This window comes from Nocardiopsis sp. iso_40 (genome assembly GCF_056173285.1).
On the sequence record NZ_CM149666.1, the window covers coordinates 4,964,755 to 4,989,056 of the forward strand.

21 protein-coding genes and 3 tRNA genes are annotated in these 24,302 nt (G+C 71.7%); 10 read left to right on the forward strand and 14 right to left on the reverse strand.

The genetic code is table 11. The annotated features are described in order from the left end of the window. Positions 1–32 precede the first annotated feature (32 nt). Positions 33–719 carry a 2-phospho-L-lactate guanylyltransferase gene (gene cofC / locus AC0VYD_RS21515; RefSeq protein ID WP_475477227.1) on the forward strand — a complete coding sequence of 229 codons (687 nt, stop codon included), beginning with the start codon at positions 33–35 and terminating at the stop codon, positions 717–719. 127 nt (positions 720–846) lie between these two features. Here cofC and AC0VYD_RS21520 read toward each other — a convergent pair whose 3' ends face one another. The 3 genes from AC0VYD_RS21520 to leuC all read right to left on the reverse strand — a co-directional run bounded on the left by AC0VYD_RS21520 (position 847) and on the right by leuC (position 3,503). Next, complete coding sequence (locus AC0VYD_RS21520; RefSeq protein WP_014910144.1) at positions 847–1,128, reverse strand: HU family DNA-binding protein; 282 nt, start codon at positions 1,126–1,128, stop codon at positions 847–849. A 349-nt stretch (positions 1,129–1,477) separates the two neighbouring features. Next, entirely contained in the window at positions 1,478–2,068 is a 591-nt protein-coding gene (gene leuD / locus AC0VYD_RS21525) for a 3-isopropylmalate dehydratase small subunit (protein WP_473038237.1), read from the reverse strand. Between the two features lie 28 nt (positions 2,069–2,096). After that, the gene (gene leuC / locus AC0VYD_RS21530; RefSeq protein WP_475477228.1) at positions 2,097–3,503 is read right to left on the reverse strand and encodes a 3-isopropylmalate dehydratase large subunit; all 1,407 of its coding nucleotides are present in this window, start codon (positions 3,501–3,503) and stop codon (positions 2,097–2,099) included. Positions 3,504–3,680: 177 nt separating this feature from the next. On the opposite strand from leuC, the gene AC0VYD_RS21535 reads away from it, so the two are divergent. From AC0VYD_RS21535 to AC0VYD_RS21565, 7 genes are all read left to right on the forward strand, one after another. After that, complete coding sequence (locus AC0VYD_RS21535; RefSeq protein WP_308428452.1) at positions 3,681–4,367, forward strand: IclR family transcriptional regulator; 687 nt, start codon at positions 3,681–3,683, stop codon at positions 4,365–4,367. A gap of 56 nt (positions 4,368–4,423) precedes the next feature. Next, complete coding sequence (locus tag AC0VYD_RS21540; RefSeq protein WP_475477229.1) at positions 4,424–4,861, forward strand: hypothetical protein; 438 nt, start codon at positions 4,424–4,426, stop codon at positions 4,859–4,861. Between the two features lie 186 nt (positions 4,862–5,047). After that, entirely contained in the window at positions 5,048–5,923 is an 876-nt protein-coding gene (locus tag AC0VYD_RS21545; RefSeq protein ID WP_475477230.1) for a M24 family metallopeptidase, read from the forward strand. Next, positions 5,920–7,653: an SDR family oxidoreductase gene (locus AC0VYD_RS21550; RefSeq protein WP_475477231.1), complete on the forward strand. Its 1,734-nt coding sequence runs from the start codon at positions 5,920–5,922 to the stop codon at positions 7,651–7,653. The genes AC0VYD_RS21545 and AC0VYD_RS21550 overlap by 4 nt, the downstream gene beginning before the upstream one ends. Before the next feature lie 58 nt (positions 7,654–7,711). Then, positions 7,712–8,668 carry a metal-dependent hydrolase gene (locus AC0VYD_RS21555; RefSeq protein ID WP_475477232.1) on the forward strand — a complete coding sequence of 319 codons (957 nt, stop codon included), beginning with the start codon at positions 7,712–7,714 and terminating at the stop codon, positions 8,666–8,668. After that, a complete protein-coding gene (locus tag AC0VYD_RS21560) occupies positions 8,665–9,765 on the forward strand; it encodes a PDR/VanB family oxidoreductase (protein WP_475477233.1) in 1,101 nt (366 codons plus the stop codon). Before AC0VYD_RS21555 ends, AC0VYD_RS21560 begins: the two co-directional genes overlap by 4 nt. A gap of 170 nt (positions 9,766–9,935) precedes the next feature. Next, positions 9,936–10,538, forward strand: coding sequence for a TetR/AcrR family transcriptional regulator (locus AC0VYD_RS21565; RefSeq protein WP_475477234.1), 603 nt, complete (start codon positions 9,936–9,938; stop codon positions 10,536–10,538). A gap of 148 nt (positions 10,539–10,686) precedes the next feature. Here the strand turns inward: AC0VYD_RS21565 and AC0VYD_RS21570 are convergent. The 6 genes from AC0VYD_RS21570 to AC0VYD_RS21595 all read right to left on the reverse strand — a co-directional run bounded on the left by AC0VYD_RS21570 (position 10,687) and on the right by AC0VYD_RS21595 (position 14,533). Next, positions 10,687–10,759 (reverse strand) — tRNA-Glu (locus AC0VYD_RS21570). A gap of 127 nt (positions 10,760–10,886) precedes the next feature. Further along, positions 10,887–10,962, reverse strand: a tRNA-Glu gene (locus AC0VYD_RS21575). Between the two features lie 49 nt (positions 10,963–11,011). Beyond that, positions 11,012–11,083: transfer RNA gene (locus AC0VYD_RS21580), tRNA-Gln, on the reverse strand. 134 nt (positions 11,084–11,217) lie between these two features. Beyond that, a complete protein-coding gene (gene gltX / locus AC0VYD_RS21585; RefSeq protein WP_475477235.1) occupies positions 11,218–12,666 on the reverse strand; it encodes a glutamate--tRNA ligase in 1,449 nt (482 codons plus the stop codon). A gap of 84 nt (positions 12,667–12,750) precedes the next feature. After that, positions 12,751–13,650, reverse strand: a complete 900-nt coding sequence (locus AC0VYD_RS21590; protein ID WP_475477236.1) for a GDSL-type esterase/lipase family protein — start codon at positions 13,648–13,650, stop codon at positions 12,751–12,753. 82 nt (positions 13,651–13,732) lie between these two features. Next, entirely contained in the window at positions 13,733–14,533 is an 801-nt protein-coding gene (locus AC0VYD_RS21595) for a fumarylacetoacetate hydrolase family protein (RefSeq protein WP_475477237.1), read from the reverse strand. A 509-nt stretch (positions 14,534–15,042) separates the two neighbouring features. Here AC0VYD_RS21595 and AC0VYD_RS21600 point away from each other — a divergent pair. Further along, positions 15,043–15,837, forward strand: coding sequence for a DUF3152 domain-containing protein (locus tag AC0VYD_RS21600; RefSeq protein WP_475480334.1), 795 nt, complete (start codon positions 15,043–15,045; stop codon positions 15,835–15,837). Positions 15,838–16,034: 197 nt separating this feature from the next. Continuing rightward, positions 16,035–16,502: a Rieske (2Fe-2S) protein gene (locus AC0VYD_RS21605; protein WP_475477238.1), complete on the forward strand. Its 468-nt coding sequence runs from the start codon at positions 16,035–16,037 to the stop codon at positions 16,500–16,502. A 179-nt stretch (positions 16,503–16,681) separates the two neighbouring features. Here AC0VYD_RS21605 and cimA read toward each other — a convergent pair whose 3' ends face one another. The 5 genes from cimA to AC0VYD_RS21630 form a co-directional block, all read right to left on the reverse strand. After that, positions 16,682–18,292, reverse strand: coding sequence for a citramalate synthase (cimA, locus tag AC0VYD_RS21610; RefSeq protein ID WP_475477239.1), 1,611 nt, complete (start codon positions 18,290–18,292; stop codon positions 16,682–16,684). Positions 18,293–18,569: 277 nt separating this feature from the next. Next, entirely contained in the window at positions 18,570–19,589 is a 1,020-nt protein-coding gene (locus tag AC0VYD_RS21615) for a TSUP family transporter (RefSeq protein ID WP_475477240.1), read from the reverse strand. Positions 19,590–19,725: 136 nt separating this feature from the next. Beyond that, a complete protein-coding gene (locus AC0VYD_RS21620; RefSeq protein WP_475477241.1) occupies positions 19,726–20,841 on the reverse strand; it encodes a branched-chain amino acid aminotransferase in 1,116 nt (371 codons plus the stop codon). A gap of 203 nt (positions 20,842–21,044) precedes the next feature. Then, positions 21,045–22,109: a 3-isopropylmalate dehydrogenase gene (locus AC0VYD_RS21625; protein ID WP_475477242.1), complete on the reverse strand. Its 1,065-nt coding sequence runs from the start codon at positions 22,107–22,109 to the stop codon at positions 21,045–21,047. Positions 22,110–22,694: 585 nt separating this feature from the next. Then, complete coding sequence (locus tag AC0VYD_RS21630; protein WP_475477243.1) at positions 22,695–24,233, reverse strand: glycosyltransferase family 2 protein; 1,539 nt, start codon at positions 24,231–24,233, stop codon at positions 22,695–22,697. Between the last annotated feature and the right edge of the window lie 69 nt (positions 24,234–24,302).

Genomic DNA, 24,302 nt, shown 5'->3' on the forward strand with positions numbered 1-24,302 from the left:
TGTCGTCGCCGTATCAACGTCCCGGGGGAACCGTGACCGGCTTTGGAGAGCGCGGAGGGGCTTCGCGCGTCGGGGCGCGCTGGTCCCTGATCGTCCCAGTCAAGCACCTCGGTCTGGCCAAGACGCGACTGGCCCGGGCCGCCGGGGACCACCGGGAGGACCTGGCGCTCGCGATCGCCTGCGACACGGTGGCCGCCGCCCGCTCCTGCGCGGCCGTGGGGGCGGTGTTCGCGGTGACCGACGACCCGCGCGCCCGCGCCGCGCTGTCGGGACTGGGCGCGGTGGTCGTCGGCGGCGAGCCTGGCGGCGGACTGAACCCCGCCCTGGAGCACGGTGCGCGTGCCGCGCTCGGCCGGCTGCCGGGCTTCGGGGTGTGCGCGCTCTCGGCGGACCTGCCCGCGCTGCGCCCGGCCGAACTGGCGAGGGTGCTGACGGCCGCCTCCGCCCACGGCCGGTCCTTCCTGCCGGACTCCCCGGGGGTGGGGACCACCCTGCTCGCCGCGACCCCCGGGCAACGGCTCGACCCGGCCTTCGAGGGGGCCTCACGCGCCCGTCATCTGGCCGCTGGGGCCCGCGAACTGGTGCTCCCCGGCGTGGAGTCGGTCCGCCGGGACGTGGACACTCCTGAGGATCTGACGGCCGCCCTGGCCCTCGGGGTGGGCCCGCGGACGCGGGAGCTCCTGGGACGGGTGCCGACGTGCGCCCGGTCCGCTCCCTGAACCCGCCGTCGCGGGCGGGCCGCGCCCCGGGCACGTCCCGCCCCTCCGGCCCCGGACAGCACTCCGCCCGGGCTCCCTTGTGGGGAACCCGGGCGGAGTACGGCCTGCCCGCCTGGCGGCGGAGAGGCTACTTCTTGTCGCCGTTGACCAGAGCCTTGAAGTCAGCGCCAGCGCGGAACTTCGGAACGAAGCTCGCGGGGACGTTGATGGTGGCGCCAGTGGCGGGGTTGCGCGCGGTGCGAGCCGCACGCTCGGACTTCTCGAAAACGCCGAAGCCCGTGATGGCGACCTTGTCGCCCGACGCCACGGTGGCCTGAATGGTCTCAAGCACAGCGTTGACCGCTTCGGTCGCGGTCTTCTTGTCTCCGAGACGGTCGGAGATCGCGTCGATCAGGTCACGCTTGTTCATAAGGTTCCTCCGGTTCCCCCTTGCTCGCACGAAATTAGGGGAAGCAGAGGCCCTTACACAAATACAAACGCCCGTGGACAAGGCGTGTCGGGCCCCTCCCGACCTGCAAGGTCACGCTCCGCAACGACCGGGGAGCAAGGGGCGGGCGCGGCAACCCAGTCCCTTTTGACCCCTTCTGTGAGCCTCAAAAGCCTACGTATAACCGGATTCCGGGCGTTGGACACGCCGTGCTTAAGGGCACAAAGACCGTAAGCGAACGCTCACGTCAAGTAAAGGTAAAATTATTCGGGATCGAGGGTGCGCTGTGTCACAACGACCCTCGATCCCGCTGCGGATCGGCGTTCCGGGGCTAGAGCGTGACCGGCTTCCAGGGCTCCCGGGTCGTCTCGAACGCACCGATCTCGTCCGTGTGACGGAGCGTCAGGGCGATGTCGTCCAGACCCTCCAGAAGCCGCCAACGGGTGTAGTCGTCCAGCTCGAACGGCTCCTGCACGCCCGGGGCGCGAACCTCGCGGTTGACCAGGTCCACCGTCACCTCGGTGGCGGGGTCGGCCTCGACCGCGTCCCAGATCCGGTCGATGACCTCCTGCGGCAGCAGAACGGTCAACAGGCCGCCCTTGAGCGAGTTGCCGCGGAAGATGTCGGCGAAGCGCGAGGACAGCACGGTCTTGAAGCCGTAGTTCTGCAGGGCCCACACGGCGTGCTCGCGGGAGGAACCGGTACCGAAGTCCGGCCCGGCCACCAGCACGGACGCACCCTCGTACTCGGGGCGGTTGAGCACGAAGTCCGGGTCGGACTTGCGCCACTCGGCGAACAGGCCGTCCTCGAACCCGGTGCGGCTGACCCGCTTCAGGTAGACGGCGGGGATGATCTGGTCGGTGTCGACGTTGCTGGCGCGCAGCGGGACGGCCCGACCGGTGTGGACGTCGAACTTCTCCATGGGAGGACTCTCCTGACGGGGTCGGGGACTACCGGGCGTCCAGGTCGGCGGGCGAGGACAGGGTGCCGCGCACGGCGGTCGCGGCGGCGACCTGGGGCGAGACCAGGTGGGTGCGGCCGCCCCGGCCCTGGCGGCCCTCGAAGTTGCGGTTGGAGGTGGAGGCGCTGCGCTCACCGGGCTTGAGCTGGTCCGGGTTCATCCCCAGGCACATCGAGCAGCCCGCCTCGCGCCACTCGGCTCCGGCGTCCAGGAAGACCTGGCCCAGGCCCTCCTGGTTGGCCTGCTCCTTGACCCGCATGGAGCCGGGCACCACGAGCATCCGCACGCCGTCGGCGACCCTGCGCCCGCGGATGATCTCCGCGGCGGTGCGCAGGTCCTCGATCCGGCCGTTGGTGCACGAGCCGAGGAAGACCGTGTCCACCCGCACCTCGCGCATCGGCGTACCGGCCTTCAGGTCCATGTACTTCAGGGCCTTCTCCGCGGCGGCCCGTGCGGAGGGGTCCTCGTAGGAGGCGGGGTCGGGCACCTCGGCGTCCAGCGGCACGCCCTGGCCGGGGTTGGTCCCCCAGGTGACGAACGGGCTGAGCTCGTCCGCGTCCAGGACCACCTCGGCGTCGAACTCGGCGCCCTCGTCGGTGCGCAGGCTCTTCCAGTGCTCGACCGCGGCGTCGAAGTCGGCGCCCTGCGGGGCGTGCGGGCGGCCCTGGACGTAGTCGAAGGTGGTCTGGTCCGGGGCGATCATCCCGGCTCGCGCACCCGCCTCGATGGACATGTTGCACACCGTCATGCGGGCCTCCATGGACAGGGCCTCGATGGCCTCGCCCCGGTACTCGATGACGTAGCCCTGGCCGCCGCCGGTGCCGATCTTGGCGATCACGGCGAGGATGATGTCCTTGGCGGACACACCCGGCTGGAGCGTGCCGTTGACCGTGACGGCCATGGTCCTGAACGGCTGCATCGGGAGGGTCTGGGTGGCCAGCACGTGCTCGACCTGGCTGGTGCCGATACCGAAGGCCAGGGCGCCGAACGCGCCGTGGGTGCTGGTGTGGCTGTCACCGCAGACGACGGTCATGCCGGGCTGGGTGAGGCCGAGCTGGGGGCCGACCACGTGCACGACGCCCTGGTCGATGTCGCCCATGGGGTGCAGGCGGACGCCGAAGTCGGAGCAGTTCTTGCGCAGCGTCTCGACCTGTTTGCGGGAGACGGGGTCGGCGATGGGAGCCAGCAGGTCCGCCGTGGGGACGTTGTGGTCCTCGGTGGCGATGGTCAGGTCCGGACGGCGCACGGAGCGACCCGCCAGGCGCAGGCCCTCGAAGGCCTGCGGGCTGGTCACCTCGTGGACGAGGTGGAGGTCGATGTAGAGCAGGTCCGGCTCGCCGTCGGCACGTCGGACGACGTGCTCCTCCCAGACCTTCTCGGCCATCGTGCGTGCCATGGGCGATCGCCTCTCTCGTGTCTCGCGTCTCGGGCTCGTCTCGTGTGGTCAGCTCGTGCGGACCGCCGGCCTCGCACACGGATGCGCGGTCGACTTGCATTCCATATTTCGAGACGGCAATATCAAGCCATGGACAACTCTAGCTCATCCAGCGGTGTCGGTGTCCTGGACAAGACGATGTCCGTCCTCGACGCCCTGGAGTCGGGGCCCGCGTCGCTGGCCCAGCTGGTCCAGATCACCGGTCTGGCCCGCCCCACAGCCCACCGTCTCGCCGTCGCCCTGGAGCGGCACCGCATGGTCACCAGGGACAGTCAGGGCAGGTTCGTACTCGGACCGCGCCTGGGCGAACTGTCGATAGCCACCGGCGAGGACCGGCTGCTCGCCGTGGCCTCCCCGGTCCTCGTCCAACTGCGCGACCTGACCGGCGAGAGCGCCCAGCTCTACCGCCGCCAGGGCGACCTGCGCGTGTGCGTGGCCGCGTCCGAGCGCAGCAGCGGCCTGCGCGACACCGTGCCCGTGGGCAGCGAACTGCCGATGAACGCGGGCTCGGCCGCCCAGGTACTGCTCGCCTGGGAGGACTCCGACCGCATCCGCCGCTCCCTGGTCGGCGCCCGCTTCACCGCGGCCAGCCTCGCCCAGGTGCGCCGCCGCCGCTGGGCCCAGAGCGTCGCCGAACGCGAGCAGGGGGTCGCCTCGGTCTCGGCCCCCGTGTCCGGCCCCGGCGGGCGGGTGATCGCCGCGGTGTCCGTCTCCGGCCCCATAGAGCGGCTCACCCGCTCCCCCGGCCGCATGCACTCGCAGGCCGTGGTGTCCGCCGCCGAGAAGATCAGCGAGTCCCTGCACACCTACGAGGGCGCGCACTGACCCGCCGCGGTGTCCCCGGGGCAGAGCCCGCCCCGGCCGCTGCCAGCATCCGCCGCATGTCCTCCGGACCGCTGACCAGAGCCGATCTCCCAGAGCTGCACCCCATCGTCCGCCCGAGGCCGGTGACCCCGCCGGACCGGCTGTGGAGCGCCGATGACTGGGAACGCATCCGGCACGGGCTCGAGGCGCCGACCATGGAGGACAGGTGGGTCGCACTGGTCGAGGACGACCGGCTCCACCTGCACCGGAGCTGGACCGGCCACGGGATGTTCGAGGCGGACTTCGCGGCGGAGGGGACCGGTCGGCGGATCGTCGGGGCCCGCGGTGAGGGGGTCACCGAGGACGGCGCGGACCTGCACGGCCTCTTCCTCGAAATTCTCATCGTCGGACCCCTGCTGAAGCAGGACGCGCGGGACCTGTGGAAGCGGTTCACCTCACTGGGCGGCCTCTCCGCACTGGGCAGGACCAGTTCCGCCGGGCACCCGAAGCGCTGAGCCGCGGGGCTTCCCAGCGCCCCTGAAACGCCGGCGTCGACCAACCAACGGGCGGCACCCCACTCCGGGGTGCCGCCCCCTGTCGTTTCCGTGCCGGGCGCCCGCCGTGAAGCGCCCCGGACCGGCTCCCGCGAAAACCCGGCCCCGACCGTGGACACTTATTGACAGTTTGTCTAACATGACAACATGTCTCACAAGAAAGTGACCGGGGACACATCCTCCCGGGCCGAGCTCGACGCCTTCCGCGAGCTCCAACAGCTCGCCTACCGGGCCGCCGGCGACGTGGCCGCCACCCTCGAACCCGGCGTGACCGAACGCGAGGCCGCCCGGCGCATCCGCGAACACCTGGAGGCGCGCGGGGTCCAGGACTGGTTCCACACCCCCTTCGCGTGGTTCGGCGACCGCACCGCCTTCCGCGGCTTCCGCGTCCCGCTCCAGTTCTTCCCGACCGGACGCAGGCTGGAGGAGGGCATGCCCTTCATCCTCGACTGCGCGCCGGTACGCGACGGGTACGTCGCCGACATCGGCTACTCCGGATACCTCGGCGAGAACCCCCTGCACGACCGCCTGATGGACGACCTGCGGGCACACCGCGGCCTCATCGTGGAGAAGGTGCGCGAGGGCCACACCCTCCAGGACGTCTACCGCGCGGTCGACGCCCTCATCAGTGAGCAGGGCTACGACAACCGGCACCGGGTCTACCCCGGCCGGGTGATCGCCCACCAGGTAGGCAGGGTCGAGTCCCGCCTGCCCAGGGCGATCGTCGCGGGGTTCGGAATCCGCTCCCTGCAGACCCTGTTCGGCGACCTCCTCGTCGAGCGCATGCACCACCGCTCCCCCCTGTGGGCGGACGGCGACATCTCCGCCCACCCCGCCACCCCCGGCCTGTGGGCGGTGGAACCCCACATCGGCTTCCGCGACATGGGGGTGAAGTTCGAGGAGATCCTCGTCGTCACCCCCGACGACGCCTACTGGCTCGACGACGACCTGCCCCACGTGCGCCGCTGGGGGACCCGCTCCCCGGTCGGCGTCGGCACCAGCGAGGAGACCGCGACCGCATGACCACCAGACCGCACCGCTACGTGACCGCCACAGACGGCCAGCGCCTGGCCGTCTACTCCGCCGGTGACAGCACCGGACCCACCCTCGTACTCGTGCACGGCTATCCGGACAACGCCACCGTCTGGGACGCCCTCGTCGGTGAGCTCTCCGCCGACCACCACGTGGTCACCTACGACGTCCGGGGCGCCGGACGCTCCACCGCCCCCGAGGACCGCTCCGGCTACCTGCTGGGCCAGCTCGCCGACGACCTGCGCACCGTCGTGGACGCCGTCAGCCCCGACCGGCCCGTGCACCTGGTCGCCCACGACTGGGGCTCCATCCAGACATGGCACGCCGTCACCGAACCGGGGCACGCCCACCGCTTCGCCTCCTTCACCTCGGTCTCCGGCCCCGACCTGGACCACGCCGGGCACTGGCTCCGCAAGGCCCCCGACGGCCTCCGCAACGTCCTGCGCCAGGCCGTCCGCTCCAGCTACATCGGTTTCTTCGGCACCCCCGGCCTGCCAGAGGCCGCCTGGCTCACCGGGATCGGCGGTGCCGCCCTCTCCGGCCTGGAACGCATCGGCGGCGGCCACCGCGTACCCGCCCGGCGCGCCACCCGCGACTACCTCAACGGGCTCTCCCTGTACCGCGCCAACATGTTCCGCCGCTTCACCCGGCCCGCCGGGCGCCGCACCGGCGTTCCGGTCCAGGTCCTGGCCCCCACGCACGACGCGTTCATGGTCGACCAGGTCCAGTCCAACGCAGGGCGCTGGGCGGACGACTTCCGCTTCCACCGCTTCCAGGGCGGCCACTGGTCCCTGCGCTCACGGCCCGGCCCCGTCGCCCGCCGCGTCCGCGCCCTCGTCGGGGAGATCGAGTCCGGTGCCCCGCGACCGGTCCGCAACCTCACCGCGCAACAGGCCCGCCGCCACGGCGGCGCCTTCGCCGGACAGGTCGCCGTGATCACCGGGGCCGGCAGCGGTATCGGCCGGTGCCTGGCCTTCGAACTCGCCGAACGCGGGGCACGGATCGTCGCGGTGGACGTCAACGCGCCCGCCGCCGAGCGCACCGCCGAACTCTGCGCCATGATCACACCCGGTGCCGGCGCCCGGCGGGTGGACGTCACCGACTCCGCCGCCGTGGACGGGCTCGCCGCGTGGGTGCGCGAGGAGTACGGGGTCCCCGACGTGATCGTCAACAACGCGGGGATCGGTGTGGCCGGCCCCTTCCTGGAGGCCACCACCGAGGACCTGGAACGGGTTGTCGACGTCAACCTGTGGGGCGTCGTCAACGGCGTCCGCGCCTTCGCCCCGATGATGGTCGAGAGCGGGGGCGGCGGCCGGATCGTCAACACGGCCTCCGCCGCGTCCTTCCTACCCTCCCGCCTGTACGGCGCCTACTCGGCCACCAAGGCCGCCGTGCTGGGGCTGAGCCGCTCCCTGCGCGGGGAGCTCGCCGGGAGGGGCGTCAGCGTCACCGCGGTCTGCCCGGGCCTGATCAACACCGGGATCATCGCCAACGCCCGCGTCTCCGGCCTGGGCGAGGTGTCCGGCACCAAGGACAGGCTCAACCGGCTGTACCGGCTGCGCGGCTACACCCCGGAGAAGGCGGCCAGGCGGATCGCCGACGCCCTCGAGTCCGCCCCCGAGATCGTCCCGGTGACCAGCGAGGCGCACATCGGCCTGGCCCTGTCCCGGCTCTCCCCCGCCGCGATCCGCGGCTACGCCCGCCTCGCCCCGCCCCTGTGACGCCCCGCGCCCCGCACACCCCCGCCCCACTTCCTCGCTCCCGTCCAGGAGGCCGACCATGAGCAGCGACCACTCCCCCGTCCCCGGCCCCGCCGGACCCGCCGTGGACGAACCCGACCGCCTCGTCCTGCACGCCCGCGACGTCCAGTTCGACTGGAGCGCGCTGGACCTGCACTGGATCCCGAACGAACCCTTCGCCACCCACGTCATCAACGTGCTGCACCTGCTGCTGCCCGAGGGCGAACGCTGGTTCGTGGAGGTCTTCAAACAGGCCGTCCCGTACGTCACCGACGACGAACTCCGCGAACAGGTCCTCGGCTTCATCGGCCAGGAGGCCGTACACGCGGAGGCGCACGCGGGGGTCCTCGACCACATGGACGCGCACGGACTGGACCCGCGCCCCTACGTGGAACAGATCGCCTGGCTGTTCCGCGTGGTGCTCGGCGACCGCGAGCTCTCCGGCGCCCGCGAGTTCGCCTGGCTGCGGATGCGGCTCGCGGTCATCGCCGGGATCGAGCACTACACGGCCGTCCTGGGCCAGTGGGTACTGGACGCCGACCGGCTCGACGAGGCCGGCACCGACCCCACCATGCTGGACCTGCTGCGCTGGCACGGCGCCGAGGAGGTCGAGCACCGCGCGGTCGCCTACGACCTGTACACGCACCTGGACGGCGGGTACCCGCGCCGCGCCCTCGCGATGGGGGTGGCCGCCGTGGCACTGGCGTCCCTGTGGGTGCGCGGGGTCCGGTTCCTCATAGCCAACGACCCCTACCTGAAGGGCAGGATCGGGGGCCGCCGTCCCAGGGCCTCCTGGGCGCTCCGGGACGGGAGGCGGGGGCTCGTCCCGCACCTGGGCCGCCTGGCCCGGGCCGTCCCCGAGTACCTGCGCCGCAGGTACCACCCCTCGCACCACGGCTCCACCAGCCAGGCCGTCGCCTACCTGGCGGTCTCCCCCGCCGCGCGGGCCGCCGAGGCCGCCGAGCAGGAGGCCGCCCGGCAGGAGGGCCCCCGGTGACCGGCGGGAGCGAAGGGGTCAGGCACAGCGCCGAGTACTACGCGGACCCGCGCCCCCCGGTCGCCCTGTTCGGCCGCGGCGGGCAGCCGGACCGGTTCATGCTGGCCCTGGAGGGGCTGGCGGCGCGGCTCGAACCGCTCACCTCGCGGTGGCGGCCGGGCCACCCGCCCCCGGAGCCCGCGGGCGACCTGGCGGTCCGGGTCGCCGCCGTGGAACACCCCGCGCCGGACGTCGCGGCCCTCACCCTCGTCCCCGCCGACCCCGGCACCGTGCTGCCCCCCTGGCAGCCCGGCCACCACGTGGACGTGGTGCTGGGCGGCGGCGTGGTGCGGCAGTACTCGCTCACCGGCGACCCGGCGGACCGGTCCGGCTACCGGATCGCGGTCCGCCGGATCGAGGGCGGCACCGGGTCGGGGCTGGTGCACGGACTCGCCGCGGGGGACACGGTCGGGCTGCGCGGGCCGCGCAACGCCTTCCCCTTCTCCCGGGCCGACCGGTACCTGTTCGTGGCGGGCGGCATCGGGATCACACCCGTCCTGCCGATGGTCCGGGCCGCGCATGCCGCGGGCCGGGAGTTCCGGCTCGTCTACACCGGCCGCGACCGGGAGAGCATGCCGTTCCGGGACGAGCTGCCCGAGGACGCGGACGTGTTCGTGCGCCCCGACGACGAGTACGGGACCCCGGACGCCGACGAGCTCCTCGCCGGGTTCACCCCGGGCACGGCCGTGTACGTGTGCGGCCCGGCACCGCTGATCAACGCCCTCCGGAGGCGGGTCCCCGGGGGGACCCCGTTCTTCTCCGAACGCTTCTCCCCGGCCCCCGTCGTGGACGGCCGCAGGTTCGAGGTGCAACTGGGACGCTCCGGCCCGGTGCTCACCGTGCCGGAGGACGAGTCGGTACTGGACGTCGTGCGCCGGGTACGGCCGGAGACCGCCTACTCGTGCCGTCAGGGCTTCTGCGGCACCTGCCGGGTGGGCCTGCTGGCGGGCGCCCCGGACCACCGCGACCGGCCCACCGGCGGATCGCCGCGCGGCGGGGAGTTCGCCCTGTGCGTCTCCCGCGCCGAGGAGGACGAGCGGATCGTCCTGGACCTGTGAACGCTCCCCCGAGGCGGTAGTTTCGGAGGAGGAGAAGCCAGGAGCAGGCGGAGAGGGCTCGGGAGGTTACGACAACGGTGGTGTCCCACAGGGCCGACCGTCACCAGGCGCGGGTGACGGGTCCGGCGGTCCCGGCGCACCCGTCGGGAACCGGGCGGCGGCCACGCCGCATGGCGCCGCACGAACGCCGCGAGGACCTGATCAGGACGGCGCTGCGCGTGTTCGCGCGGCGCCCGCCCGGTGACGTCACCCCGGAGGAGATCGCCGAGGAGGCCGACGTCTCCCGGGCCCTGGTCTACCGCTACTTCCCCAACATGGCGGAGTTGCGCAGGGCCGCGCTGGAGCAGGCCGTGTCCGAGCTCCTGCCGCGGCTGGCCCCGCCCGAGGACCTGCCCCCGCTGGAGCAGCTGCGGCTGGCCCTGCGTACCTTCGTCGACTTCGCGGACTCCTACTCACCCTCCTACGCCGCCCTGCTGAACGGCGGCTCGATGGTGGCCACGGAGGAGACCGAGGCGGAGATCGACCGGGTCCGCCAGGGCGTACGGGACCTGATCCTGCGGCGGGTGGGCGTCGAGGACCCCTCACCCCGGCTGCTGATGGCCCTGCGCTGCTGGGTGGCGGCGGTGGAGACCGCGGTGATGTTCTGGCTGCGCGAGCGGGAGATGTCCCGCGACGAGCTGGCGGACTGGCTGCTCGACCAACTGGTTGCCATGCTGGTCTCGGCGGGCGGGCCGAAGGGGGAACTGGACCAACTGGTCGCCCAGGCGGGCTGAGACCGGTGAGCGGGCCGGGTTTTCCGGGCGTCCTTCGGGCACCGCGGACTCCGGACCGGCCCTCCGGCGGCACCCGGCGGCCCACCGGCTCCGGAAACGCAAGAAGGCCCCACCCGAAACGGATGGGACCTTCCTCACGTACTTCTCGTACCCCCGAGCGGATTCGAACCGCCGTTACCGCCTTGAGAGGGCGGCGTCCTAGGCCACTAGACGACGGGGGCCTGTTCGGTCCACAGAGGACCTTCGATCCGGGCCGGATCACGAAACCGCGATACCCACCCGAACCGGACACCGGTGACATGCACCGGCCAGAAAGAAAGCTCCCACGGCGTGGAAGCGACTTCCCGTTGGTACCCCCGAGCGGATTCGAACCGCCGTTACCGCCTTGAGAGGGCGGCGTCCTAGGCCACTAGACGACGGGGGCGCACCTGGGTCGAAGACCCGTGCCGACCGCGGCGAACCACGGTCATGCGCTGGCCTACCAGGACTCGAACCTAGACTAACTGAACCAGAATCAGTCGTGCTGCCGATTACACCATAGGCCAATGCTTTCGGAGGACTTGGCAGCTCTTCGCTTCCCGGTCCCCCTCGGCGACGTGTTTAACTCTAGCGGACATTCTGAGTACTCGCGAACCGGAATCGGGGTGGCCGCGCCCACAGCCCGGCCACCCCGGCCGGGTCAGCCCTCGTCCGCGGCCTTCTCCTCGGCGCGCAGGCGCTCCAGGGCGGCCTCCAGGCGCGGCTGGACGCGCTCGCGGCCCAGCAGCTCCAGGGACTCGAACAGCGGCAGCCCCACGGTCCGCCCGGTGACGGCCACGCGCACCGGCGCCTGTGCCTTGCCGAGCTTCAGCCCGAGCGCGGCCCCGGTCTCCTCCGTGGCGGCCTTGAGGGAGTCCGCGGTCCACTCCAGTGCGGGGTCGGCGAAGCGCGCCAGGGCGGCCTCCACCATCTCCCTGCCGACGCCCGGCTTCATCGCCTTGCGCCAGCTCTTCTCGTCCTCCACCGGCTCCCGCAGGAACAGGAAGTCCACGTTCGGGACGATCTCGCTGAGCACCGCCACCCGGCTCTGGGCCAGCGGGGCCACGGCGGCGAAGACCGCGGGGTCGTAGTCGGCGGCGTCCCAGGGGGTGCCCTGGCCGGTCAGCCACGGCTGGCAGCGCTCGACGAAGTCCTCGACGCCCAACTGGCGGATGTACTCGCCGTTGAAGGCCCGCAGCTTCTTCTCGTCGAAGAAGGCGCTGGAGCTGTTGACGTCCTGGATGCGGAACAACGGCATCATCTCGGACCACGGCATGATCTCGCGGTCCTCGCCCGGCGCCCAGCCCAGCAGCATCAGGTAGTTGACCATCGCCTCGGCGAGGTAGCCCTCCTCCTGGTAGGACTCCAGGGCGACCTTGTCGCGGCGCTTGGACAGCTTCTTGCGCTGCTCGTTGACGATGACGGGCAGGTGCGCCCACACCGGCGGGGCCAGGTCCAGCGCCTCCCACAGCAGCTGCTGCTTGGGGGTGTTGGACAGGTGCTCCTCGCCGCGGATGACGTGGGTGATCCGCATCTCGACGTCGTCGAGCACGTTGGCCAGGACGAACAGCGGGGAGCCGTCGGCGCGGGCGATCACGAAGTCCTCGATCGAGGCGTGGTCGAACTCCACGTCGCCGCGGACCTGGTCGCGCACGACCGTGGGCCCGCCTTCGGGCACGCGGAAGCGCAGCGCGCGGCCCGGGCCCGGCTCCAGGCCGCGGTCGCGGCAGAAGCCGTCATAGCCCAGGTTCGGGTTGTCGCGGCGCTCCTGCACCTGTTCGCGGGTGCAGTCGCAGTAGTAGGCGCGGCCGGAACGGTACAGCTCCTGGGCGGTCTCGCGGTGTTTGTCCACGTAGGCCGACTGGAAGTACGGGCCCTCGAAGTGCGGGTCGGCCTCGTCGATGCCGATCCAGGACATCGCGCGGATGATGCCGTCGGTCCACTCGGGACGGTTGCGGGCGGCGTCGGTGTCCTCGATGCGCAGGACCATGCGGCCCTCGGGCTGCTGTTGGGCCAGCGCCCAGTTGAAGAGCGCGGAGCGGGCGCCACCGACGTGGAACATGCCCGTGGGGGACGGGGCGAAGCGGGTACGAATCGGAGTCTCAGTCACGGACCCCAGGGTATCGGTGGCCCGGGATGACCTGTGGGAAGTCCCGGAGCGGGCGGAGGGGCAGCAGCACCCGGGGCGACCGCCTCAGGTACTGCCCGGCAGCGGCCTCGGATAGGCCGGGCCCAGACCGAACTCGCGCGAGAGGGCGTCGGCGAAACCCGCGGCGATCTTCAGTTCCCCGCTGTCGGTGGGGTGGGTGCCGTCGTAGGTGTCCGAGGCGATGTTCCAGCCCTCGGCCCGACCCAGGTCGAAACTGACGACCGGGGACCGCTCCGTGGACATGTCCTCCGCCACCGTACGGAGCATCTCGTTGTACGCGTACACCCGCAGTGCGAAGCCCTCGTCCTGGTCCGCACGGGCGGTGGGCAGCGTGTGGGCGAGGAGGATCCGGATCTCCGGGTTGGCCTCCCGGGCGCCCCCGACGTAGTCCCGGAGCAGCTGTTCCATCTCCTCGGCGGAGACCGGGAACAGCAGGTCGTTGAGGCCGATCATGGCGCACAGCACGTCCGGCCGGTGCGTGCGGACGTCGTCCTCGATCGTGGTGGCGGCGTCGGCCAGGGTCCGGCCCCAGCGGGCGTTGTGGTCCTGGTCGAAGTCCGGGTCCCGGTAGTCGACCTCGTCAGGGTCGCCGTCGTCGGGCTCACCGCCGGTGAGCTCCGGCGGGATGATCTGCTCGGGGGTGGCGGGCGCGGTGAAGGGCCCGACGAAGTCCAGTCCCTCCACGTGGGGATGGAGGTGGTTCCACAGGTGGAAGCGCCAGGTCCGGTCACCGTCGGAACCGTGGGTCATGGAGTCCCCCGCCAGCATCACGCGCAGCTGTGTCCGGCCGGTGTTCCCGGAGCCCGGGCCGGGGTCGGCGAAGGGGCCCGGGAACCCCGGGCCGCCCCTGGTGAACATCCACAGCCCGGACCCCACCAGTGCCAGGACCAGGGTGCACACGCCCGCGTAGAGGGCGGGGCGGGGGAGGCGGCTGAGTGCGGGCAACGGGTGGGACCTTCCGTGGTGTGGTGTGGGCCGGCCCCGGGGCGGACCGTGCGCGGGTGTGCCCGCGCACGGTCGGCCGGGCTCAGTCCCGGGCGACCACCCTGTTGCGGATGGTGCCCAGACGCTCCACGGTAACGGCGACCTCCTGGCCGACCTCGACAGGGCCCACACCAGCGGGTGTGCCGGTCAGGACCACGTCGCCCGGGAGCAGTGTCATGAACGAGGTGACATAGGAGATGATGCCCGGGATGTCGTGGAGGAACTGTGACGTACGCCCCTCCTGGCGCGTCTGGCCGTCCACGGTCGTGGTGACCGCCAGGTCCTGGGCTTCCTCGATGCTCAGTCCGGTGGTGATCCACGGGCCGATCGGGCAGAAGGAGTCGAATCCCTTGGCCCGCGTCCACTGCTTGTCCGTCTTCTGGAGGTCGCGGGCGGTGACGTCGTTGGCCACCGTGTAACCCAGGATGACGTCCTTGGCGCGCTCCCGGGGGACCTCGCGGCAGGGCCGGGAGATGACGATCGCCATCTCGCCCTCGAAGTCGACCCGCTCGGAGGCCGAGGGGTAGAAGACCGGGTCCGCCGGCCCGGTGACCGCGGTGGACGGCTTGAGGAAGACGACCGGTTCGTCGGTGGACTCCCCCGTGACGTCCTTCATCTCCGCGACGTGGTCGGCGTAGTTCTTGCCGATGCACACCACCTTGGTGGGCAGGACCGGCGACAGCAGCCGCACGTCGGAGAGCTTGGCCCGCTCACCGGTCAGCTTGATGTCCCCCAGCAGCGGGTGACCCGTCAACCGCGCGACGAACTCCTCCCCGCTGTCCGTCTCCGTCTCGACCAGGCCGAAACCGACCTCGTCACCGGCCGCGAACCGTGCGATACGCACCTGATGCCTCCCAGCAGCCCTGCTTGACTCGCTCTTGCCGTGTGCAGCGTAACGGCGCGAAGGGCGCGACCGGACCCGGGCGGCGACGGCGCGCGGCAGTCCACCGGCGCAGGCCGGGGCGCGACGGGGGCCGGAGGGCCACGACAAACGCCCGAAGCCGGGACACACCCTCATTTCCCGGGGCGCCGCCTGGCCCGCCACGGGGGCGATCTCTGGCATGCTGGGGTTCGTTGCACCGAGCCCCCGGGAACCGCCGTTTTCGGGGGTAGGCGGCACCGCTCCCAGGTGAGCGGAGACACCGCCCAGGGTGACCGCCATGACATCCGGTCATCCCGTGGGGGCGCCTCCACCGGCCGCCCTGGCCGGAGCGGCCCCACGGCCGCCGGAAGGGGGCGGAGGCACAGCCTCCCGTACCCGGGTCGGCGGTACCACCGTCCACTGTCGAGAGGTTGAGCCTCGTGCCCGCTTCCGCTCCCCGCGCCAAGCACCGTCGGCGCCGCAGGTACCCCATGGGCCTCGCCCTGGGCCTGTGTCTGGTCTCGGGTGCCTCCGCCGTACTGATGGTCAGCGTGCCCGAAACCGACACCGCCCCGGGGTCCCCGGCGGAGACCTCGGCCACCGGCCCGGTCAGCGACGGGATCCCCGACGAGAGCGGGCGCGGCCACCCCGCCACGGGGGAGGAGTCGGCCGCAGGAGCCGCCGCGGACCCGGGCAGCCCCTCCCCCGGCCCCTCGTCGCCGGAGGAGGAGACCCCGGTGCTGCTGCGCTCGGTGGAGGAGGAGGTGGACTCCGCCGACGGCGAGATCCGGGTGGTGGACGACGAGAGCGAGGTCATGGGCGAGGGCCCGCTGACCACCTTCGCGGTGGAGGTCGAGGAGGGCCTGCCCGGCGAGGACGAGGACTTCGTGGACGCCGTCGAGGAGATCCTGGGCGACCCCCGCAGCTGGGGCAACGACGGAGACCGGTCGTTCCAAAGGGTGGACGGCGACGACGCCGACATCCGGGTCCTGCTCGCCGCCCCGGACACGGTCGACCGCATGTGCGCACCGCTGAACACCAACGGGTTCGTCTCCTGCGCAAACGGCAACCGAGCCATCATCAACCAGAACCGCTGGGTGTCGGGGGTCGAGCACTTCGACGACGACCTGGAGACCTACCGGATCTACCTGATCAACCACGAGGTCGGCCACACCCTGGGCCACGGGCACGTGAACTGCCCCGGCGAGGGCGAGTCCGCGCCCGTGATGCAGCAGCAGACCCTGGACCTCCAGGGTTGCGAGGCCAACGGCTGGGTCCACCCCTAGGGTCCGCTCCGCCGCCGTGTCGCCCCCGAGGCGGCCCCGGAGCGCACGCGTCGGCGGATTTCCCGGACACGGGGGGCCTGCGCCGTGTTCCATGGAGACCGGCCCCCTCCGACGGGGCCGTCCGCCGTCCGTGCGGGGCCCGAGGACCCCGCACGCGAGTCCGCCCCGCTCCGCGCCGGGCGAGAGAGTGAGGCCGCATGTGCGACTGCCGTGACACGCGTTCCGAGACCGTCCTGTCGGAGGTGACCAGGCGCTCCGTGTTCGGGGCCGCCGGAGGCGGGGCCCTGGTGGGGGTGGTCACCGCCTGCGGGGGCGCCGACGGTGGGACCGCGGCGGACGGCGGGAACGACACCGGGGGCGGGGAGACGGGCGACGCGGAAGCGCCGATCGCCGCCACCGACGAGGTCCCCGTGGGGGGCGGCACCGTTCTCAGCGAGCACGAGGTGGTCCTCACCCAGCCCGAGGAGGGCACCTTCCGGGCCTTCTCCACCAGCTGCACGCACGAGGGCTGCCCGGTCGACCAGGTGGCCGACGGGCAGATCCAGTGCCCCTGCCACGGGAGCCGCTTCTCCGTCGAGGACGGATCCCCCGTCGAGGGCCCGGCGCAGAGCCCTCTGGAGGAGATCCCGATCCGGGTCGAGGGCGACGACATCCTCCTCGCCTGAACCGACGGGCGGAGAGGGGGCCGCGGACCTCCTCGGGGGCTCCGCAGCCCGCGGTACCGGGTTCTCGGGGCGCGCCGGGGCTGTGGCTTCGGTAAGGGCTGTCCTGACCGCGGCCGTGAAGCGGCCGCCCGACCGGCAGCGGGTCGGGCGGCCGCGCGGCGGTACCGGGTGCTCGGAGGTCAGCCCTGCGGGTAGCCCTGGCGCAGGAGCCCGTAGGTGATGGCCTGCTCCAGCGCGACCCAGGAGGCGTCGACGACGTTCGGCCCCACGCCCACGGTCGTCCACTCCTCGTTGCCGTCGCTGAAGCTGACCAGGATCCGGGTGATCGCGTTGGTGCCCGAGGAGCCCTCCAGGATGCGGACCTTGTAGTCGGTCAGCTCCAGCCCGGCCAGGGCCGTGTAGACGCTCTCCATCGAACTGCGCAGCGCCCGGTCCAGGGCGTTGACCGGACCGTTGCCCTCCGAGGTGGCGATGACCCGCTCGCCCTTGACCCGGAGTTTGACGGTGGCCTCGGAAAGGCTCTCGTAGTCGCTGGACAGGGGGCTGGTCCCGGCGGTCGGGCGGCGCTCGGTGATGACGCGCCAGGACTCGGTGTTGAAGTAGCGGACCGGTTCGCCGAGCTCCTCGCGCAGCAGCAGCTCCAGGGAGGCGTCGGCCGCCTCGAAGCTGTAACCGGACAGTTCCAGGCCCTTGACCCGCTCCACGACCCGCCCGGACAGGGCCTTGTCGCCGGACAGGTCCAGCCCCAGCTCCTGGGCCTTGAGCTCGATCGAGGCGCGCCCGGCCATGTCGGAGACGAGCATCCGCATGCGGTTGCCGACCAGTTCGGGGTCGGTGTGCTGGTAGAGGTCGGGGTCGACCTTGATGGCCGAGGCGTGCAGCCCCGCCTTGTGCGCGAAGGCCGACACCCCCACGTAGGGCTGGTGGGTGTCGGGGGCGAGGTTGACGATCTCGGCGATGGCGGTGGCCACGCGGGTCATCTCGGCCAGGCAGCCCTCGGGCAGGACCTCGCGGCCCCGCTTGAGGGTGAGCGCGCCGACCACGGAGAAGAGGTTGGCGTTGCCCACGCGCTCGCCGTAGCCGTTGGCGGTGCACTGGACGTGGGTGGCGCCCGCGTCCACCGCGGCCAGGGTGTTGGCGACGGCGCAGCCGGTGTCGTCCTGGGCGTGGATGCCCAGGCGGGCGCCGGTGGCCTCCAGCACCTCGGTGACCACCCGGGTGACGTCGGCGGGGAGCATGCCCCCGTTGGTGTCGCACAGGACGACCACGTCGGCGCCGGCGTCGGCGGCGGCGCGGACCACGGACAGGGCGTACTCGGGGTTGTGGTGGTAGCCGTCGAAGAAGTGCTCGCAGTCGACGAACACGCGCTGTCCGTGCTCACACAGGTGCGCGACGGTGTCGGCGACCATGGCGAGGTTCTCGTCGAGGGTCGTGCGCAGGGCGCGTTCGACGTGTCGGTCGTCGCTCTTGGCGACAAGAGTGACGACCGACGCGCCGCTGTCGCGCAGTGCGGCCACCTGGGGGTCGTCGGCGGCCCTCACACCGGCCCGGCGGGTCGCGCCGAAGGCGGTGAGTCGCGCGTGCTCCAGCGTGAGCTCTTGTGAAGCCCGCTGGAAGAACTCGGTGTCCTTGGGGTTGGCACCGGGCCATCCGCCCTCGATGAACGCCACTCCGAAATCGTCGAGCAGCTTCGCGATGGCCAGCTTGTCGGAGACCCGGAGGTTGATCCCCTCGCGCTGGGCTCCGTCGCGCAGCGTGGTGTCGAAGACGTGGAAACTGTCGTTCCTCATGGGTGGGACTCCCGGTTGATGCTGTGTGTGGCGGTCCCGGCCAACAAAAAAGACCCCTCGTGGACACGAGAGGTCAGCGCGCTGGCAGGGTCCGGTTTCTTCCCTGCGGTACGCGGGAAGTCGTCAGCCAGCGCGCCCCAAAATAATGAGTACCTGGGACAGCATGTGGTCAGTTTGCCACAGGGACACGGCCGAAGCCGCACCAACGAGCCAATCGTCTCATCATGTGGGACAGAAGTTTTTCATAATGGACGTTTCCGGCCAGAACTCCGGGTACTCAGCAACTGCCGCGCCCCGACGGGACCACAGCGCGGACGACCGCACCGCGCCCCTCCCCCACGGGAACGCTGTAGCGGTCGGATCCGGTCATCAGCAGGGTCACCACGACCAGGGCGGCCAGAACGGCGAGGGAGACGACCGCCACCTGGAGCGTGTACGGCACGAGCATGATGGTCGACACCAACTCGACGGCGATCAGCACCAGCAGGGTGTAGCGGATGACCAACGGGCTGAGACGGGTGCAGATCCACGCCCCGAGCGGTGCGCCGACCACGACCACCGGAACGGCCGTGATCCAGTAGTCCACCACGGGGCCGACGAACTGCCCGGTGGTGGCCGCGTGGGCCGCGAAGGCCGTGATCGAGACCACGGACATCATCACGACCGTCGTGGGGGTGGCGACCTTCTCGCAGACCTTGAAGTAGAGGACGAGCAGCATGAACACCACGAGGTCGACACCGACCCCGAGCACGGAGCTGGCGACACCGCCCGCGAAGCCGAAGACGACCACGGTCGTCCTCTCCCGGGTCCCCCAGCGGGGCACCTCCTGGTTCCGGCGGTAACCCCGGCGCCGGAGCTGCAGGCACATGGCCACGGCCAGGGCGACGATGAGCATCGTGAACAGGGAGCGGACCATGGCCGGGGAGGCGAAGGGGGCGAGCAGGTAGATGCCCGGCACCACGCCGACCATGCCCGCGACCGAGCCGTACAGGAGCACCTTCCTCTCGACCGGCACCCGTGAGAGGAGGATGCAGATCGACGCGGCCCCCATACCCATGGACTGGATGGCGAAGGTGAACACCCTGGCCTGTTCGGGAGGGACCTCCAGAACCTTCGTCATCACCGGGAAGGCGACGGCGCCGCCCCCCTCACTGCTGCCTCCCCCCACCAGGGAGCCGAAGACCATGGTGAACGCGATCGGTAGGTTGTCGCCGAGTACGGAGAAGTACTCCTCCCCCCACAGCACCCACCAGAGGATCCACACCCCGGCGGCGACCAGCAGGTTGAGAACCGGCATCGGCACCGGTGTCCGCGTCGCTACTCGCATGGGACCAGGCTGCCATCCGGACCCGCGGCGATCTTCTCCTCGACTGCCGGGCCGGAGGGGGCGAGCCCCGGGAGGGATCGCCCCCCGGGACAACGCCCCCGCGCTCCTAGAAGCGGGTGATCCAGCCGTGCTTGTCGCTGCGCAGGCCGGTCTGCAGGCCCACCAGCTCCTCGCGCAGGCGCATGGTGACCGGACCGGGCTCGCCGTCGCCGACGGTGAACTCGCCCTCGTCGCTCCTGACCCGGCCGACCGGGGTGATCACGGCCGCGGTGCCGCAGGCGAAGACCTCGGTCATCTCACCGGACTCGGCGGCCGCCTTCCACTCCTCGATCGACAGCGGCTCCTCCTCCGCCGGGATGCCCAGGTCGGGGGCGAGGGTCAGCAGCGACTCGCGGGTGATGCCCGGCAGCAGGGTGCCGGTCAGCGGGGGCGTGCGCAGGCGGGCGTTCTCCCCCTCGCCGAACACGAACCACAGGTTCATGCCGCCCATCTCCTCGACCCAGCGGTGCTCGCGGGCGTCGAGCCACACGACCTGGTCGCAGCCCTTCTCGACCGCCTGGGCCTGGGCGAGGAAGCTCGCGGCGTAGTTGCCCGCGAACTTCGCGGCGCCGGTGCCGCCCGGGGCGGCACGGGTGAAGTCCTTGGACAGCCAGACCGTCACCGGCTTGACGCCGCCGGAGAAGTAGGAGCCCACCGGCGAGGCGATGAGCAGGTAGACGTAGCTGCGCGAGGGGTTGTTGACCCCGAGGCCCACGTCGGTGGCGACCATGAACGGCCGCAGGTAGAGGCTGAAGTACTCCTTGGTCGGAACCCACTCGCCGTCGTGTTCGAGCAGGAGCTCGATCGACTTGAGGAAGAGCTCCTCGGGCAGCTCCGGCATGGCCATCCGGGCCGCGCTGCGGTTGAAGCGGGCCGCGTTGGCCTCCGGGCGGAACGAGGCCAGCGAGCCGTCGGGGTGGCGGTAGGCCTTGAGTCCCTCGAAGATCTCCTGGGCGTAGTGCAGGGAGGCCGTGGCCGGGTCCAGGCTCAGCGGACCGTACGGCTCCAGCTTGGCGTCGTGCCAGCCCTTGCCCTCCGTGTAACGGATGCTCACCATGTGGTCGGTGAACACCTGACCGAACCCGGGGTTCTCCAGCAGTGCCTCGCGCTCCTGCGGGGTCTTCCGCCGGTCGGAGAGCTGGATGTCGAACGTCAACCCAGTGGTGGTGGTGTTGTTGTTCATGTTGTCGGTGGTCCTCTCGGGTGCAACGGGTCGGCAGCGCCGCCGACCTGGGATCCAGTGTGTCGGAAGAGCGCCCCCGGTGCCAGACCGGACCCGGACGGACAGCGGGCGCGCTGGAGTGTCTCCAGGCGCGCCCGATGGTGGTCACCGCCGGCTCCCGCCGTCGGCCGCGCCTCGAAAAGGCAGGGCCGACGGTGGTCGCGTCAGCCCTGCTCGGCTACTCGCGCGGCGAGGTCGTCGCCGATCCGGGAGGTGGAGCGGACCGCGCCGTCCTGGGCGCGGGTCTTCAGGTCCGCCGAGACCGCGTCCTCGATACGGCGCGCGGCCTCGGGCACCCCCAGGTGGTCCAGCATGGTCGCGGCCGAGAGCACCGTGGCGGTCGGGTCCGCCTTGCCCTGACCCGCGATGTCCGGAGCCGAACCGTGGACCGGCTCGAACATGCTGGGGAAGGTTTTGTCCGGGTTGATGTTACCGCTCGCGGCCAGGCCGATGCCTCCGGTGATGGCGGCGCCGATGTCGGTGATGATGTCGCCGAACAGGTTGTCGGTGACGACCACGTCGAAGCGGCCGGGCTGGTTGACGAAGAACATCGCGGCGGCGTCGACGTGGCAGTAGTCCACGCTGACCTGCGGGTACTCGGCCCCGACCTCCTTGACGGTGCGCTGCCACAGCTCGCCGGCGAAGGTGAGGACGTTGTCCTTGTGCACCAGGGTCAGCTTCTGGCGGGGGCGTTCCGCGGCCTTGGCGAAGGCGTAGCGGACCACGCGCTCGACACCGAAGCGGGTGTTCACGCTGTCCTGGGTGGCGATCTCGTGCGGGGTGCCCCTGCGCAGGACGCCGCCGGCGCCCGCGTAGGGGCCCTCGGTGCCCTCGCGCACGACCAGCATGTCGATGTCCTCGGGGGCCACGCCCGCCAGCGGGCTCTCCACCCCGGGGTAGAGGCGCACGGGGCGCAGGTTGACGTAGTGGTCGAAGTCGAACCGCAGGCGGAGCAGCAGGCCGCGCTCCAGGACACCGCTGGGGACGGACGGGTCGCCGACCGCGCCCAGGAAGATCGCCTCGTGCTGGCGCAGTTCGGCGGCGACCGAGTCGGGCAGCGTCTCACCGGTGCGGTGCCAGAGCCTGGCGCCCAGTTCGTACTCGGTGGTCTCGATGGCCAGGTCGTACTGGGAGGACGCGGCCTCCAGCACCTTGAGGCCTTCGGCGACCACCTCGGAGCCGATCCCGTCGCCGGGGATCACGGCCAGTTTCACGGTGCGCGCTGCCATACGGACTGCCTCTAACTCAGATGCGACCCCACCATGACTTCTCAAATGGCGAGATCAGATGAACAGTAGGTGAGACAACTGTACCGGCCTCCGAGGACCGCCACCGCCGCCCCACCTCCCGTCCAGGACAAGGTGACGCGAACCGCCCCTAGTCGCGGCGGTTGATCGCGTCCTGGAGAGCGCGGGCGATCTCGTCCTCGGAGTCGGGCGTGGACGGGTACTCGATCATGTCGTACATGTGATCCTCCGGATGCGGTACGTGACCGGCGGCGCGTACGAAACGGCCGCGGAGCTCAGGAAACGAGAGGCCAGACCGCGGGGCCCGGTGGTCCCGGGCGGCGCGCTGGCCGCGTGGGCGGCGGTGGCCACGAAAGAGGACTGCCCACCCCGGCGCGGACCCGGTGGGGCCGTCGAAGCGGGAAACGGCGGCATCCGGCGGTGGAGCCGATGCCGCTGACTCTTAGGACGACAGAATATCGGATGTCCAACTATCTGGCCAGGACATCTCATATAGTGAGACTAATTTGCGTTTCCACAGCTCACAGCGGCGCAAGTAAAGCGACTTAACGGACTAATCGCCCGCGTTCACCTCCGCAGGCCCCGCGTGCCGCTCCGCAGACCACAGAGCAGCAGCCACCCGCAGCGCCCCTGCGTCAGCGCCCGGATCCGGCGCTCCCACCTGTCGGACTCCTTCCGCCACCGGTCCGCGTCCCGCTCCGCCCTGCGCATCTTCCTGTGCCAGCCCTTCGGCGGCTTCTCCCCGTCCTCCTCGGCGGCGAGGACCTCGGAGCGGTCCAGCACGTGGACGCCCCACAGTTCGGCCACGACGGCGTCGCGATCCGCCGCGCCCGCCCCCAGGTGTCGCGCCCGGGCGAAGGCCGCCGTGCGCTCCAACCGCAGGGGGTGGGACCGTCCGCCCGCACCCGGCACCCGGACGAGCCCGGCGCCCTCCCGGTCCGCCGCCCCCGTCAGGGCACGCACCGCGCTCCGCCTCGGGCGCACCCCGGGCGAGAGCAGCAGCCGGAAGGGGACGTCCGGGTCGGTCTCCGGCTCGGCCCCGGCGAAGACCACCCTCGGTTCGCACCGGTAGTTCTCGTGGATCAGCCGCACGTCCACCGCCGGATCGTCGATCGTGGCGTGCCGCCCCGGCACCACCAGCCGCCAGTCGCCCACCAGCGTGATCCGGATGTCGGCCACGTCACCGGCCAGCAGCCCGTCCACCGTCTCGGTCACGTCGTCGAACCGGCGGCCGACCGTGTCGACCACCACGTCGACGAAGGGCACCTGCCAGGTCCGGCCGGGGGCCCTGCGGCGGGTGTACTGCCGGGGCAGCCGGTTCTCCGCGAAGGGGCGCCGGTAGCGCGCCGCCTCCTCCCGGCGCCGCTCCGTCGTCGGCCGTCCCAGGTGCAGACCGTGGGCCTCGTGTTCGGGGACGAACACCGCGCCCCGTTGGGAGAGCCGGTACCCGAGTTCGCTGTCCTCCCCCATGACCAGGTCCGGCGACATGCCGCCGGCGGCCTCGAACAGTTCGCGCGGCATCGAGGCCGTGGCCCCCGTGAACACCTCCCAGGCCCGGTGGCCCGCCGACCGAAGACCGTCGGTCCGCTCCAGCACCTCGGTGATCCACTCCATGCCGACCGAGCCCCGGTCCAGGAGGTCGGCCGTCTCCGCCCGGCGCACGCGCTCGTACACCTCGGCGGGGGCGAGCCCGGTCCCCGGATCCTCGCTGTACACGACCCGGCCCAGGACGGTGAGGTAGTCGGCCAGGTGGTGCCAGCGCATCTGCGCCTCGACGTGTCGGCGGCCGACGACCACGTCGGCGTCCAGCCGCAGCACGACCGGCGCCGTACAGGCCGCCACCCCCGTCCGCACCGCGTGCCCCGGTCCCCAACCCCCTTCCGGAGCGAGGACCAGGCGCGTGTGCTCGGGGCGGATCGGCGGCAGCCGCAGCGCCGGATCGCTGCCGTCGTCCACCACCACGACCTCCGTCAGGTCAGCCGGATAGCTCTGCGCCGCCAACGAGGCCAGGGTCAGATCCAGCTTCTCCTGCCCGCCGTAGGCCGGGACCACCACGCCCACCGACAGCTCGGGCCGCCACTCCCCCAACGGCGGCGGCTCCAACACCGAATAGTCGTTGCGGCACAGCCTGGGCTGCCTACCGGGGCCCCTCCCCGTCGGCGCCCCGAAAACGGC